This is a genomic window from Phytopseudomonas daroniae (genome assembly GCF_004327275.1).
Lineage (GTDB): Bacteria > Pseudomonadota > Gammaproteobacteria > Pseudomonadales > Pseudomonadaceae > Aquipseudomonas > Aquipseudomonas daroniae.
Genome location: NZ_QJUJ01000011.1, coordinates 58,718 through 72,705, shown reverse-complemented (window position 1 = coordinate 72,705; position 13,988 = coordinate 58,718). Strand labels below are relative to the sequence as shown.

Annotated in this window: 16 protein-coding genes and 1 pseudogene; 11 read left to right on the top strand and 6 right to left on the bottom strand. The window is 62.4% G+C overall.

What is annotated here, in order from left to right; translation table 11 throughout:
* The first annotated feature begins 278 nt into the window (after positions 1-278).
* The 4 genes and pseudogenes from DNK10_RS21835 to zapE all read left to right on the top strand — a co-directional run bounded on the left by DNK10_RS21835 (position 279) and on the right by zapE (position 2,624).
* The gene (locus DNK10_RS21835; RefSeq protein WP_131193001.1) at positions 279-821 is read left to right on the top strand and encodes an RNA polymerase factor sigma-70; all 543 of its coding nucleotides are present in this window, start codon (positions 279-281) and stop codon (positions 819-821) included.
* A gap of 326 nt (positions 822-1,147) precedes the next feature.
* Positions 1,148-1,306 (top strand): annotated as a pseudogene (locus DNK10_RS21830) (hypothetical protein); the annotation flags it as partial.
* Positions 1,303-1,500, top strand: coding sequence for a helix-turn-helix transcriptional regulator (locus DNK10_RS21825; protein WP_131192999.1), 198 nt, complete (start codon positions 1,303-1,305; stop codon positions 1,498-1,500). The pseudogene DNK10_RS21830 and the gene DNK10_RS21825, both read left to right, overlap by 4 nt.
* Positions 1,501-1,502: 2 nt before the next feature.
* Positions 1,503-2,624: a cell division protein ZapE gene (gene zapE, locus DNK10_RS21820; RefSeq protein WP_131192998.1), complete on the top strand. Its 1,122-nt coding sequence runs from the start codon at positions 1,503-1,505 to the stop codon at positions 2,622-2,624.
* 307 nt (positions 2,625-2,931) lie between these two features.
* Here zapE and DNK10_RS21815 read toward each other — a convergent pair whose 3' ends face one another.
* From DNK10_RS21815 to DNK10_RS21805, 3 genes are all read right to left on the bottom strand, one after another.
* Complete coding sequence (locus DNK10_RS21815) at positions 2,932-4,134, bottom strand: patatin-like phospholipase family protein (RefSeq protein WP_131192997.1); 1,203 nt, start codon at positions 4,132-4,134, stop codon at positions 2,932-2,934.
* A 24-nt stretch (positions 4,135-4,158) separates the two neighbouring features.
* Positions 4,159-5,079 carry a lipid A biosynthesis lauroyl acyltransferase gene (locus DNK10_RS21810; protein ID WP_131192996.1) on the bottom strand — a complete coding sequence of 307 codons (921 nt, stop codon included), beginning with the start codon at positions 5,077-5,079 and terminating at the stop codon, positions 4,159-4,161.
* A 307-nt stretch (positions 5,080-5,386) separates the two neighbouring features.
* Entirely contained in the window at positions 5,387-6,259 is an 873-nt protein-coding gene (locus tag DNK10_RS21805) for a LysR family transcriptional regulator (RefSeq protein WP_131192995.1), read from the bottom strand.
* Positions 6,260-6,365: 106 nt separating this feature from the next.
* On the opposite strand from DNK10_RS21805, the gene DNK10_RS21800 reads away from it, so the two are divergent.
* From DNK10_RS21800 to DNK10_RS21785, 4 genes are all read left to right on the top strand, one after another.
* Positions 6,366-7,064, top strand: coding sequence for a CoA transferase subunit A (locus DNK10_RS21800; RefSeq protein ID WP_131192994.1), 699 nt, complete (start codon positions 6,366-6,368; stop codon positions 7,062-7,064).
* 98 nt (positions 7,065-7,162) lie between these two features.
* On the top strand, positions 7,163-7,819 hold the full coding sequence (locus DNK10_RS21795) for a CoA transferase subunit B (protein WP_131192993.1): 657 nt from the start codon (positions 7,163-7,165) through the stop codon (positions 7,817-7,819).
* A gap of 102 nt (positions 7,820-7,921) precedes the next feature.
* On the top strand, positions 7,922-9,103 hold the full coding sequence (locus tag DNK10_RS21790; RefSeq protein WP_131192992.1) for an acetyl-CoA C-acetyltransferase: 1,182 nt from the start codon (positions 7,922-7,924) through the stop codon (positions 9,101-9,103).
* A 63-nt stretch (positions 9,104-9,166) separates the two neighbouring features.
* Positions 9,167-9,460 carry a hypothetical protein gene (locus tag DNK10_RS21785; protein ID WP_131192991.1) on the top strand — a complete coding sequence of 98 codons (294 nt, stop codon included), beginning with the start codon at positions 9,167-9,169 and terminating at the stop codon, positions 9,458-9,460.
* Positions 9,461-9,544: 84 nt separating this feature from the next.
* Here DNK10_RS21785 and DNK10_RS21780 read toward each other — a convergent pair whose 3' ends face one another.
* Complete coding sequence (locus DNK10_RS21780) at positions 9,545-10,150, bottom strand: TetR/AcrR family transcriptional regulator (protein WP_131192990.1); 606 nt, start codon at positions 10,148-10,150, stop codon at positions 9,545-9,547.
* A gap of 112 nt (positions 10,151-10,262) precedes the next feature.
* Between DNK10_RS21780 and DNK10_RS21775 the strand changes: the two genes are divergently transcribed.
* Positions 10,263-11,465, top strand: a complete 1,203-nt coding sequence (locus DNK10_RS21775) for an MFS transporter (RefSeq protein WP_131192989.1) — start codon at positions 10,263-10,265, stop codon at positions 11,463-11,465.
* Positions 11,466-11,507: 42 nt separating this feature from the next.
* Entirely contained in the window at positions 11,508-12,221 is a 714-nt protein-coding gene (gene bdcA / locus DNK10_RS21770) for an SDR family oxidoreductase (RefSeq protein ID WP_131192988.1), read from the top strand.
* 51 nt (positions 12,222-12,272) lie between these two features.
* On the opposite strand, the gene DNK10_RS21765 is transcribed toward bdcA, so the two are convergent.
* Entirely contained in the window at positions 12,273-12,704 is a 432-nt protein-coding gene (locus tag DNK10_RS21765) for a YkvA family protein (RefSeq protein WP_131181244.1), read from the bottom strand.
* Here DNK10_RS21765 and DNK10_RS21760 point away from each other — a divergent pair.
* Positions 12,703-12,945, top strand: a complete 243-nt coding sequence (locus DNK10_RS21760; RefSeq protein ID WP_131192987.1) for a hypothetical protein — start codon at positions 12,703-12,705, stop codon at positions 12,943-12,945. The two genes, DNK10_RS21765 and DNK10_RS21760, sit on opposite strands and share 2 nt — an antisense overlap.
* Positions 12,946-13,038: 93 nt before the next feature.
* Here DNK10_RS21760 and bamJ read toward each other — a convergent pair whose 3' ends face one another.
* A complete protein-coding gene (bamJ, locus tag DNK10_RS21755; RefSeq protein ID WP_131181246.1) occupies positions 13,039-13,779 on the bottom strand; it encodes a BamJ family beta-barrel-assembly machinery protein in 741 nt (246 codons plus the stop codon).
* Between the last annotated feature and the right edge of the window lie 209 nt (positions 13,780-13,988).

The window sequence follows — 13,988 nt, the reverse complement described above, 5'->3', positions numbered from 1 at the left end:
CGACAGCCATGACCGTGACGGATTATCCGCGACAGCAGGGCGAGACCTCGGCAATCCGGGTATCACGAAAGCCCGTTAAATTCTCCTGGAGTCGGCTCGTCATCAACTACAACGCGCGCCATGCCATCCGGCACCGGCAGCCCGCTCATGCCGGCATATGCTTTTTAACTATAATAAATATAATCATTCGTATTTGACACATATTCTCACAAAGCCTAACTTACTCCGCGTCGTGAAGGATCAACCGGCCTAGCAACCCTCGTCGCGCAGGTACAGCCATGCAGGAATATGGAATCACGGAGCGTCCCGCCAATGGATCGCTTTCATTGATGCAAGCGTTGATGGACAACCGTTCAACCCTGGTCAAGACGGCAGCCCGAATCACCGGTTGTCATAGTCGGGCCGAGGATGTGGTGCAGGATGCCTACCTGAGGCTGGCGGGAACGAGTCGCATCAGCCTCCCGCTGAAGGCCCAGATGAGCTACGTCTTCAGGATCGTGCGCAACCTGGCGATCGATCATTACCGCAAACAGGCGATGGAGCAGAAGTACACGGGATCGGAAGAGGAAGGCCTCAACGCGGCCTTCCACTCGGACACTCCGGAAAGCGCCAGCCTGCACCAGGAAACCCTCGGTCTTATCGATGCCGCCCTCGGAGAATTGCCCGCCCGCACCCGCTATGCATTCGAGATGTACCGGCTGCACGGCATGCAGCAAAAGGACATCGCCGAAGAGCTGGGGGTCTCTCCAACCCTGGTCAACTTCATGGTTCGCGATGCCCTGGCGCACTGCCGCAAAACCCTCGCGCGCACGGCGGCCTGACCTGCCCTCCCCCGGCTATCGCCGGGGCGTGCCGATCAGCAACACTGATTCCCGGTAGCCCCTATGAGCGAAGCGATACCCAGGCTATGGGCCCGCGCGTATGGGTGCCCCCGGGATGACCAGTGGCCGCCATACCCGGCGCGTCGGCACTCTCCTCATGCACATCACATAGAGCAGCACAGGCGACGCTCCAGATGACGCATGGGCATGATCATCACGCCATGTAAAGCACGCTTGACCAAGCATCCCTCGGCGCCTAATGTAAAGTACGCTTTCCATTCATGTGTTCCACCATGCCCGATACGCGCCGTTTCATCATTCACTTCGCCCTGGCCATCACCTTCGTGGGCACGGCGCTGCTCACTTTCAGCTACGGCTTCCTGGAAGTCGCCGGTTTCCCTCGCCTGTCGATGTTCTTCGTCTGGCCCGTACTGGCTTCCCTGTGGGCACTGGGCACCTTTGCCGCCTGGAGGCGCTACCGGTGATCAACCAGGTGCGCGAGCGGCGCAATGAACGCAGCTGGTCGCAGGCCGACCTGGCAGCAAAGCTGGGCGTGTCGCGGCAGACCATCAATGCCATCGAGACCGGCCGCTACGACCCCAGTCTGCCGCTGGCCTTCAAGATCGCCCGGCTGTTCGAGTCGAGTATCGAAGCCCTGTTCCAGGCCCCCGAGGAGTGAGCATGCCGACACGCGACGGCTCGCCTCTGCAGCAGTACCAGCACGCCATCGAGCATCAGGGCTTCGTCGCCGATGATGCACAGCTACGCGCTGCGCACTTGCTACAGACCTGCCACGACGCACTGCACGCATCACCGGCGCAAACGCCGCAAGGGGTTTATCTGTGGGGCCCGGTCGGGCGCGGCAAAACCTGGTTGATGGACAGCTTTTACAGATCGCTGCAGGTGCCGGCACGGCGCCAACATTTCCACCATTTCATGCGCTGGGTGCACCGTCGCCTGTTCGAGCTGAGCGGCACCGCCGAGCCCTTGACCGTGTTGGCCCGTGAGCTTGGCAGAGAGATCCGTGTGCTGTGTTTCGACGAGCTGTTCGTCAGCGATATCGGCGATGCGATCCTCCTTGGCCGACTGTTCCGCTCACTGTTCGATGAAGGTGTGGTGTTGGTGGCGACTTCCAACCAGCCGCCGGATCAGCTGTACGCCGGTGGCCACAATCGCGAGCGCTTTCTGCCGGCGATAGCAGCGTTGCAGCAGCACATGCAGGTGGTCGCCGTGGACGGCAGCCAGGATCATCGTCAGCATCCCGGCCAGCAGTGCCAGCGCTACTGGGTTCGCGAGCCGGGCCAGCCGAGCGCCCTGCCCGCACTATTCGACTCGCTGAATGCCGGCGAAACCATCAGCCACGAAGCATTGACCCTCAACCACCGACAGATTGGCGTACAACGGCACAGCGACAGCGTGTTGCACTGCAGCTTCGATCAGCTCTGCGTGCAACCGCTCTCTGCCCAGGACTTCATCCTGCTGTGCGATCGCTTCAAGGCTATCCTGCTTGGCGAGGTGCCGGCCCTGAGCGCGCGGCAACGACCCGCCAAGATCGCTCGCGGCACCGAAGATGCCGCCGAGCGAGTGGTGGCCGGTGACCGTCATTTGCCAGCATTGTCGATCCACGACAACGCCGTGCGCCGCTTTATCGCCCTGGTGGACGAGTGCTACGACCGTCGCGTGCCGCTGTATCTGGAGGCAGAGGTGCCCCTGGAGGCGCTGTACACCGAAGGCTACCTGTCCTTCGCCTTCCGCCGCACCCTGAGCAGGCTGCAGGAAATGCAGATGCAACGCTTCGGGTAACAGAGAGCCTGCCCATACAACTGACCCGGCGCTTAGATCTCTTGTGTGTTCGTGAACTTCGGAGTGAACGACATGTGTGGGCGGCTACAAGGCAAAAGCAGCCGGTCGGTGACTCGCGTTGAACCATGGATCACGGCCTTCGGCCCCGGATTACGCCTGCGGCTAATCCAGGCTACGTTCTACAGCCCGTAGGATGGGTGAAACCCATCAATTTCCGATGGGTTTCACCCATCCTACGACCGTCCGCTTGCGCTGCTTTGCTGCCTGAATACCAGAAACCTGTCTTGAAAGATCATGAGCAGGTTGCTTAGAGCAAACCGGTCTGCGCCTGCGCGGCCGCCAGCTCAATACCGAGAAAAGCACATAGTTCGGCCTTCTTGGCCATGGCGTCCTGGTAGCCCAGTTCGATCAGCTCGCTGCAGTAGCCAGGCTCGAACAGCAGATAACTCAACACCCCGCCACCGCTGTCGCGGGTTGCGCCGGGGCCACGCAGGAACAGGCGCAGCGCTGCGGGCATTTCCCGTCGGTGACGGGCGGCGATCACGTCCAGTGGTTGGCTGGGCGAGATCACCAGCACCTCGACCGGCGTCAATCCGTAGCTGCGGCTGCGTTTCTCGGCGGGTACCAGTCGCCCCAGTTGATTGAGGCGTGCCAACAGTTCGATATCGCTCTCGACGTTATCGATGAAGGTGCTATTGAGCATATGCCCGGCGATCTGCGCCAGGCTCGGCATGCCTCCGGCAGGCCGTGGGGTCGATGCACCGGAGTTGCTCTGATCGCCCACCGGATTGTCGCTTACGCCCACCACCAACACACGCGTGGCGCCAAGATGCAGCGCCGGGCTGATCGGCGCCATCTGCCGTACCGCACCGTCACCGAAATACTCGCGGTTGATTTTCACCGGTTCGAAGATCAATGGGATGGCGGAACTGGCCAGCAGGTGCGGCAGCGCCAGACGGGTCGGCACACCGACGCGGCGATGGCGGAACCAGGGATCGATGACGGCCCGCCCCTGGTAGAAAGTCACCGCCTGGGCCGACTCATAACCGAACGCCGTCACGGCTACCGCGCGCAATTGGCGGTGACGTATCGCCGCGGCGATACCGGAGAAGTCCAGCTCACGTTCGAGCAGCCCGGCCAGCGGAGAACTATCGAGCAACGCCACCGGCACCTGCTTGCCGAGACCGAGCATGTTGTGGCCGACGAAACGACTGGCCTGGCGCAGCACACCCGGCCAGTCGCTGCGGTACACCTGATCCGTGTGAAAACTGCGCCATACGGCACTCAGCCGGCGCACCGCCTCGCAGAAATGCAGGGCACCGCACGCGAGGCTGACGGCATTGATCGCCCCGGCCGAGGTACCGACGATCACCGGAAATGGATTGCGTGATGAATCGGGCAGCAGATCGGCAATCGCCGACAGCACACCCACCTGGTAGGCCGCTCGTGCACCACCACCGGAGAGGATGAGTCCGGTGGTGGCCGGGTTGCTAACGGCATCCTGCGTCATCGCGTCGATTCCAGTTCGAGGTTGTCAGTAGAGCTTGGGCTCGCCAGGTGGGCGGGTCTTGAAGCGGCGGTGGGCCCACAGGTATTGCGTTGGGCAGGTGGCGATGGCCTGCTCGACCCAGCCGTTGATGCGCAAGCAGTCGGCTTCCTCGGTCTCCCCCGGGAAATCCGCAAGCGGCGGGTGAATGGTCAGGCGATAGCCCTGGCCGTCCGACAGGCGCTGCTGGGTAAACGGCAGGACGATGGCGCGGCCCAGGCGGGCGAACTTGGTGGTCGCCGTGACCGTGGCCGCCTGCACGCCGAACAACGGTGCGAACAGGCTCTGTTTGGGGCCGTAGTCCTGATCCGGCGCGTACCAGATCGCCCGGCCACCACGCAGCACCTTGATCATGGCGCGCACGTCTTCACGCTCGATGGCGGTAGCATCCAGGTTGTGGCGCTCACGCCCGCGCCGCTGGACGAAATCGAACACCGGGTTACGGTGCTCGCGGTACATGCCGTCGATGGTATGCACCTGGCCGAGCAATGCAGCACCGATCTCCAGGGTGGTGAAATGTATCGCCATGAGAATCACGCCCTGCCCTTGGGCCTGGGCCTGCTGCAGGTGCTCGATGCCTTCGATATGCGCCAGGCGCGCGAGCTTTTCCCGTGGCCACCACCAGCTCATGGCCATCTCGAAAAAGGCGATGCCGGTAGAGGCGAAGTTTTCCTTCAGCAACTGCTCGCGCTCGGCAGCGGGCATCTGCGGGAAGCACAGTTCCAGATTGCGTGTGGCGATCTTGCGGCGCGAACCCGCCACCCGATACATCAACCAGCCCAACGCGCGACCGAGGCCCAACAAGGCGCCGTAGGGCAATTGCACGATCAGCCACAGCAAGCCCAGCCCCAGCCACAATGGCCAGAAACGCGGGTGAAGAAAATAGCGACGAAAGACTGGACGATCCATTGACGATCCCGGACAAACGATCAAAGCGCCGCATTCTAGCAGCGGCCACCCTTTCATAGGTAATGGCTGGAATGCGGCGGAAGCGGCCTGTCGTAGGATGGGTGAAACCCATCGGAAATTGATGGGTTTCACCCATCCTACGGGCTGTAGAACGTAGCCTGGATTAGCCGCAGGCGTAATCCGGGGCCGAAGGCCGTGATCCATGGTTCAACGCGGGTCACCGACAGGCCGCTTCCGCCTTTTACCAGCCTGTTCATGGCGCTTTCAGCCAATACTTTGCGACTGCAGGAAAGGTCGTGAACAGCCCCTAAACACCAACCCCGGCGCGCAGAATGCTCTCCGCCAGCCCCTTGGCCGCCACCGACAACTCATGCTGCGACACAGACAGCAGCCCCACGGGCTTTTCCACGGTAGGTGCACTGATCGGCAGGCAGCGTGCGCCGGATGCCTGCATCTGGGTGACGCACAAAGCCGGCACCACACTCACGCCCAGGCCCTCGGCGACCATGCGGCCAACGGTGACCAGTTGATGGCACTCGAAGGCCACGGAAAAATGGCAGGCCTCCTCCAGCATCAGGCGCACCGTGGACGGTCGCTGCAAGGTGATGAAGGGCGATTGCAGCAACTGCGCCCAGGTCAGCGATGCTTCCTTGGCGAGTGGCGAGTCGGTCGGCACCACGGCGACGAAACGGTCGACGTACAGCGGCGTGAACTCCAGCCCCAGGGACTGCGGTGGCTCGAAGCCGATGCCGAGTTCGACCCGGCGGGTTCGAACCATGTCCCAGACCTGTTCGTTGATCACGTCATGCACGGCCACATCCACTCCCGGATAGTGCGCCTTGAACACCTTGAGCAGGCCAGGCAGCAGGTTGCCGGCGAACGATGGCATGGCCGCCACGGAAACCCGCCCGCGTTGCAGACTGAAGTGCTGGCGGAGGATCTCCTCGGCGTCGTCCCATTCGGCAAGTAGCCGCCGGGCGATGGGCAGCAGCGTTTCGCCCTCGGGCGTCAACGCTACGCTGCGCGTGGTGCGTGCCAGCAGGCGGCCGCCAAGGCTTTCCTCCAGGCTCTTGATCGCCAGGCTCAGGGCCGGCTGCGACAGATGCAGGCGCTCGCAGGCCTGAGCGAAGCTCAGACTGTGAGCCACAGCAAGAAAGGCACGAAGCTGGCGCACAGTCATTTATTTGTTTTCCAAATCAAAACCAATAAAAAACAAACTTAACAAATAAGACCAACCACTAGAAGCTCTGGGCTGTTCCCATAACAAAACGACAGGTGCATTGACCATGCGCGGATTGGACAAACGTGTAGACAGCTACGAGGCCGCCCTCGCCGGTTTGACCGATGGTATGACCGTACTGGCCGGAGGCTTCGGCCTCTGCGGTATTCCCGAGAACCTGATCGCCGAGATCCGCCGCCGCGGCGTACGTGACCTGACCGTGGTATCGAACAACTGTGGCATCGATGGTTTCGGCCTCGGCGTGCTGCTGGAGGATCGACAGATTCGCAAGATGGTCGCCTCCTACGTCGGTGAGAACGCTCTGTTCGAACAACAGTTACTCAATGGCGAGCTGGAGGTTGAACTGACGCCCCAGGGCAGCCTGGCGGAGAAGATCCGCGCGGGCGGCGCCGGCATTCCCGCCTTCTTCACCGCCACGGGCTACGGCACACCGGTCGCCGAGGGCAAGGAAGCGCGCGAGATCAACGGTCGCCACTACATCCTCGAACCCGCGATCACCGGCGACTTCGCCATCGTCAAGGGCTGGAAAGCCGATCACTTCGGCAATGTGGTGTACCGCCATACCGCGCAGAACTTCAATCCGGTGGTGGCCACCGCCGGGCGCATCACCGTGGTCGAAGTCGAGGAAATCGTCGAGCCCGGCGAACTCGATCCGGCGCATATCCACACGCCCGGCATCTACGTGGATCGCATCATCCAGGGCAGTTTCGAGAAACGCATCGAAAAACGCACCCTGCGCGCATGAGACCTGGCGATCCGGCGGTATTGCAATCGCTTTCGCCTTGCCGGCTCCCAGCTCGCTCAGTCCTCGCAACCAATCGAATATAAAAAAGAGAACCCGCCATGGCACTCACCCGCGAACAGATGGCCCAGCGCGTAGCCCGCGAATTGAAAGATGGTTATTACGTCAACCTGGGCATCGGCATCCCGACCCTGGTGGCCAATTACGTGCCTGAGGGCATCGACGTCATGCTGCAGTCCGAGAACGGCCTGCTCGGCATGGGCGCATTCCCCACCGAGGAGGAGCTGGACGCCGACATGATCAACGCCGGCAAGCAGACCGTCACCGCCCGCCGCGGCGCGTCGATCTTTTCCTCGTCGGAGTCCTTCGCCATGATTCGTGGCGGCCACGTTGACCTCACCGTACTCGGTGCCTTCGAAGTCGATGTGCGTGGCAATATCGCCTCGTGGATGATCCCCGGCAAGCTGGTCAAGGGCATGGGCGGCGCCATGGATCTGGTAGCCGGCGCCAACAACATCATCGTCACCATGACCCATGCGTCCAAGGATGGCGAGTCCAAGCTGCTCGAGCACTGCAGCCTGCCGCTCACCGGCTGCGGTTGTATCCGCAAGGTGCTTACCGACCTGGGCTACCTGACCATCGAGAACGGCAGCTTTGTCTTGCATGAGTACGCGCCCGGCGTCAGCATCGAGGAAATCGTCGAGAAGACCGCCGGCAAGCTGGTGATCTCACCCGACGTTAGGGAAATGACTTTCTGAGTTCCGTGCAGTGCAGATCGGGCCACCACGCATGGCCCGCCTGCGCTGCGCGAACATGACAAGAACAACAGGGCCGACACCATCACGGCCAGGAGAAGCCTCATGCAAGATGTCGTCATCGTCGCCGCCACCCGTACCGCTATCGGCAGTTTCCAGGGATCGCTGGCGGATGTTCCGGCCACCGAACTGGGCGCGGCAGTGATCCGTCGCCTGCTCGAGCAGACCGGCCTGGATGGCAATCAGGTCGACGAGGTGATTCTCGGCCATGTGCTCACCGCCGGCGCCGGCCAGAACACCGCCCGCCAGGCAGCTATCGGCGCCGGTCTGCCCCATGCCGTGCCAGCGCTGACCCTCAACAAGGTCTGCGGCTCCGGGCTCAAGGCCCTGCACCTCGGTGCCCAGGCGATTCGCTGTGGCGACGCCGAAGTGATCATCGCCGGCGGCATGGAAAACATGAGCCTGGCACCCTACGTGCTGCCCAAGGCGCGCACCGGGCTGCGCATGGGCCACGGGCAACTGATCGACAGCATGATCAGCGACGGTCTGTGGGATGCCTTCAACGACTACCACATGGGTATCACCGCCGAGAACCTGGTGGATAAGTACGCCATCAGCCGTGAAGCCCAGGATGCCTTCGCGGCAGCCTCCCAGCAGAAAGCCGTGGCCGCCATCGAGTCCGGGCGCTTCGCTGACGAGATCACCCCGATCCTGATTCCCCAGCGCAAGGGCGATCCCATCGCCTTCGCCACCGACGAACAACCCCGCGCCGGCACCACCGCCGACACGCTGGCCAAGCTCAAACCCGCCTTCAGGAAAGACGGCAGCGTCACCGCCGGCAACGCCTCGAGCCTCAACGACGGCGCCGCCGCGGTGCTGCTGATGAGCGCCAGCAAGGCCGAAGCGCTGGGCCTGCCGGTGCTGGCCAGGATCAAGGCGTACGCCAACGCCGGTGTCGACCCGGCGATCATGGGCATCGGCCCGGTATCGGCCACCCGCCGCAGCCTGGAAAAGGCCGGCTGGTCGCTCGATCAACTCGACCTGATCGAAGCCAACGAAGCCTTCGCCGCCCAGGCGCTGTCGGTCGGCCAGGAGCTGGGTTGGGATGCCTCCAGGGTGAATGTCAACGGCGGCGCCATCGCCCTCGGCCACCCCATCGGCGCGTCCGGTTGCCGGGTGCTGGTCACCTTGCTGCACGAAATGCTCAAGCGTGACGCCAGGAAGGGCCTGGCCACCCTGTGCATCGGCGGCGGCCAGGGAGTTGCGCTGTTGCTCGAGCGGGATTGAAAGCAGCAAGGCACTTCAGGGGCCGTTTGCGATACGATCAGGCTCCCCCCATCGAGCACAGCAATGAACGATCTCCCAACCCTCAACTACCTGTTCGCCGAATGCCGCAAAACCTGCCCGCAGCGCCCGGAAGTCACGGCCATCGTGCTCTTCGCGCTGCTCTGCGAGGATGACGACGTGGTGTATCTGGAAATCAGATACACCGACTATGCCAACGGCCAGTTCGAAGGTGATCACCTCTGGCTGTCGCTGGAGGAGGCAATGCACTCCGCTTTGGAGGATCACGGCATTGCCGAGGATGACTGGCGAGCGCTGTCGGCGCGGGAGATCGCCCGTATAGACCGCACTATCGAATAAGACCAATACAGGTTCTGGCTTCTTGCTGGTACGGATCATAGACGCCGCTGGCGCCTCTCCCAGAGGCAGATCGCAGCGGCCTCTCTATCCGCGGCAGCCGTCCCACAGTTTCATGACCTGCCCGACTGCGGCATCCAGCATCGCATGCTCGATGCCGTCACGGGCCAGGGTAGAAAGCCCCAACAGGAAGCTGTCGAACGCCGAGGTCAGGGCCCGCACGTCTGTGTCGCTCGCCAGCTCGCCGTCAGCGACTGCCCGCGCGATGCAGGTCTGTATTCCGTTTCGCGTGCGGTCGCGGACCTCGCTCAGCGCCGTGGGCCCCTGCTCCGGCGTGCACACGCCAATGACCCCGAGCGCCACCATGCAGCCGCGTGGATGCCCCGCCTCGCATTGCATCCTGGCCGAGCGGCGCAGCGCCAGCTCGATGGCATCACGTGCCGGCAACGTGCTGTCGAACAGGCTCTCGGTAACCCGCCCATGGGTGTTCAGGTAGCACTCCAGCACTTCTCCGAACAGCGCCTCCTTGGAACCGAAGGCCGCATAGAAACTGGGCGCGGAGATACCGCCAGCGATCCCGGCCTTCAGTTGGCTCAGGGATGTGGATTCGTAGCCGTGTTCCCAGAACAGGTGCATCGCCTGAACGATTGCCGCATCCCGATCGAATGTGCGTGGGCGCCCCATCTGTGCCATATCCATCCTCCTGCCTGACGATATAAATACTAGTCGATACAAAAGTCATTGACCACGGTCTAGTCAGCGATTTAAATTTATACCGATCGATACATATATTGAGAAACAGACCATGACCGACTCCCGACCAAACGATTCACTTCCCGTTTCAGCGCTACTGGCCCTGGCGATGACGGGCTTCATCTGCATCCTTACCGAGACCCTGCCGGCAGGCCTGCTACCTGAAATCAGCGCGGGTCTCGACGTTTCGCCCGCACTGGCCGGTCAGCTGGTCACCCTCTACGCGCTCGGTTCGCTGCTGGCCGCCATTCCGCTGACCATCGCCACCCAGGGCTGGCGGCGACGCAATGTACTGCTGCTGTCGATCGTCGGCTTTCTGCTGTTCAACTCGATCACCGCCTGGTCGTCGAACTATGTGCTGACCCTGGTTGCGCGCTTCTTCGCCGGTATGGCGGCGGGACTGGCCTGGAGTCTGATCGCCGGTTACGCCCGGCGCATGGTCGCCCCGCACCAGCAGGGTCGAGCCCTGGCGCTGGCCATGGTGGGCACACCTATCGCCCTGTCTCTGGGCGTGCCACTGGGCACCTGGCTCGGCGGCATGCTGGGCTGGCGTACCGCGTTCGGCCTGATGTCCCTGCTCAGCATTGCACTGATCGTCTGGGTACTGGCCAAGGTGCCGGATTATCCCGGGCAGGCCCACACCCAGCGTCTTCCCCTGCGTTCGGTATTCCTGACGCCGGGCGTGCGCCCCGTTCTCGCCGTGGTGCTGACCTGGATGCTCGCCCACAACATCCTCTATACCTACATCGCGCCCTTTATCGCACCCGCAGGCCTGACCGGCGAGGTCGATATGGTCTTGCTGGCATTCGGTATCGCCGCACTGGCAGGCATCTGGATAACCGGCCGCCTGGTCGATCGTCATCTCCGCCAGGCAGTGCTCACCAGCCTTGCCACCTTTGCCCTGGTCGCCCTGTTGTTCGGCCTGTACGCCGAGTCGGTTGCCGTGCTGTACATCGGTGTCTTCGTCTGGGGGCTGACCTTCGGTGGCGCCGCCACATTGCTGCAAACGGCGCTGGCCGATGCTGCCGGCCCAGGCGCGGACGTGGCGATGTCGATGAACGTGGTCATCTGGAACAGTGCCATCGCCGGCGCAGGTCTGCTCGGCGGCGTACTGCTCGGCCAGTTCGGCGTCGCCTCGTTTCCCTGGGTGATGCTGGCCTTGCTGCTCATCGGCCTGTGGATCGCCTCAGCCGCCAGCCGCCATGGGTTCCCGTCCGGGCAACGACGTAGCGATGTCGTGGTCGCCGGGCATTGAATCGCTTCCCTTCCCTCACCATCCATGCAGGAGATAACGACCATGTCCAATTCGAACGGTAAATCGATTCTGGTACTCGGCGGCAGTCGCGGTATCGGTGCCGCCATCGTGCGACGCTTCGCCAGCGATGGCGCTCACGTGACCTTCACCTACGCCAGCTCGGCAGCGCCAGCGACGCGACTGGCAGACGAAACCGGTAGCAGCGCCGTGCAACTGGACAGTGCCGATCGCACTGCGCTGATCGCCCAGATCGACAGCCTCGGGCCCATCGACGTACTGGTGGTCAACGCGGGCGTACTGGTCGCGGGCGATCCGCTGGGGCTGGATGCCGACGCCATCGACCAGTTGTTCAACATCAACATCCACGCGCCCTACCACGCCGCCATCGCCGCGGCGCGGCAGATGCCGGAAGGCGGCCGCATCATCTTCATCGGCTCGACCAATGCCGACCGCGTGCCGATGCAAGGCCTTGCCGCATACAGTGCCAGCAAGGCCGCACTGAGTGGCATGGTCAAGGGGCTGGCGCGGGATTTCGGCGCACGTGGCATCACCGTCAACGTCGTGCAGCCTGGCCCGACCGACACCGACATGAACCCTGCCGACGGCCCTCTGAACGAACTGATGCACAGTTTCATGGCGATCAAGCGACATGCCCGCAGCGATGAAATCGCCGGCATGGTGGCCTGGTTGGCGGGTGCCGAAGCCGGGCTGGTCACCGGTGCGGCACTGACCATCGACGGCGGTTTCGCCGCCTGATCGACAAGGCCTGGCAGCAACGTTATGCCAGACCTGGCGGCCCGAGGTCGCTCAACTCACCCGCTCGGCCACCGGCAGCTTGGCGATGGCTTCGCGGGTTTCGCGATCCTGGGCGTCGCGCCAGGTACGGAATGCATCCAGCTCGCTGCCCCAGGTACGCATTACCCAGGCGAGCACGGCCAGGTCGTCCACCAGGCCAAGGCCGGGAATGAAGTCGGGAATGGCATCCAGCGGCGACACGAAATACAGCAGCCCGGCAACCACGGCGATCAGCGCCTGCGGATTGATCGCCCGATAGCTGCCCCGCCACCAGGCCACGCAGAGCTCCTGCAGCAAGCTCAGTTCGCCTCTCAGCGAGGACAGGCTGCGGCCGCCTCCACTGCTTTTGCGGGTCACCGCCAACAGTAATGCCGGCAAGCGACCGCGCTTCAGGAAACGCTGCGCCAACGGCAGGTAACGGGCGAAATTCCACGGTGCTTTCATGACCACTCCTCGTCAGCCCGCATCGCTGCTGGGCTGTCTGTGGTTATCCACCATAGCTGTGGATAACCTTGTGAACAGTTATGAGATTAGCTTACCAAACGCCCTTGCCATGCGGCCTTGCCACAGATCGGACATTTTTTATCCAGCGAATAAATTCCTGTTAAATCAATTAGTTGAAAAAATCAAAAGATTTCGTAAAAAATCTGACCGAGTAAAAGAAGCCTTGTTGCAATGTGCATAACCGTAACGCCGGGATTACATTCGCCACACAGGCAAAAGCCCCCAGAAACGACAACGCCCCGTAGAACGGGGCGTTGTTTCGAACCAACTGAACTTACTGAGCTGGAGCGGCCTCAGGAGCCTCTTCTTGTTCCTGAGCAGCCTGATCCTTGATGGCGATCAGTTCCAGGTCGAATACCAGTACCGAGTTGGCCGGAATCGCCGGGCTCGGGCTCTGGGCGCCGTAGGCCAGTTCGCTAGGGATGTACAGTTTGTACTTCTCGCCAACGTGCATCAGTTGCAGGCCTTCGACCCAACCCGGGATCACGCCGCCAACCGGCAGGTCGATCGGGGTGCCACGCTCGACGGAGCTGTCGAACACGGTGCCATCGGTGAGCTTGCCTTCGTAGTGAACGGTAACCACGTCATCAGCACTGGGCTGAGGGCCATCGGCCTTCTTGACCACTTCGTACTGCAGACCGGATTCGGTGGTGGTGACGCCGTCACGCTTGCCGTTCTCTTCCAGGAACTTCTTGCCGGCCTGAGCCGCTTCCTCGTTCATGGCGGTCATGCGTTCTTCGGCACGCTTTTGCAGGAAAGCGAAGGCTTCGATCAGCTCTTCGTCTTTCAGGCGCTGCTCTTTCTTGCCGATGGCATCCTCGATACCTTGGGCGACAGCATTCGGATCCAGATCGTCCATGCCTTCCTGAGCCAGGCTTTTGCCCATGTTCAGGCCAATACCGTAGGAAGCCTTCTGAGCCGGGCTTTCCAGTTTCACTTCGCTGGTTTGCGAATCACAACCGGCGAGGACCAGGCCCACCAGGGCGATCGCTGCTGCCAAACGATGCTGTTTCATGCTGATTCCTTGTTCGCTGCGCCCTAGGGCAATCGAGTGAAGGCGCGAGCTTAGGGGGTGTGGGTGTCTCAACGCAAGCCGCGTTGCTGTGAATTGTCCAGGCAGATCACGCATGCCTTGCGGGAAGTGGCGAGATGAAGCAGGAAGCTGACCGGATCGTTCAGTTCGTCGTGCCGGTTGCCAAAGCAGCGGCGTAACTGACTAGCCGG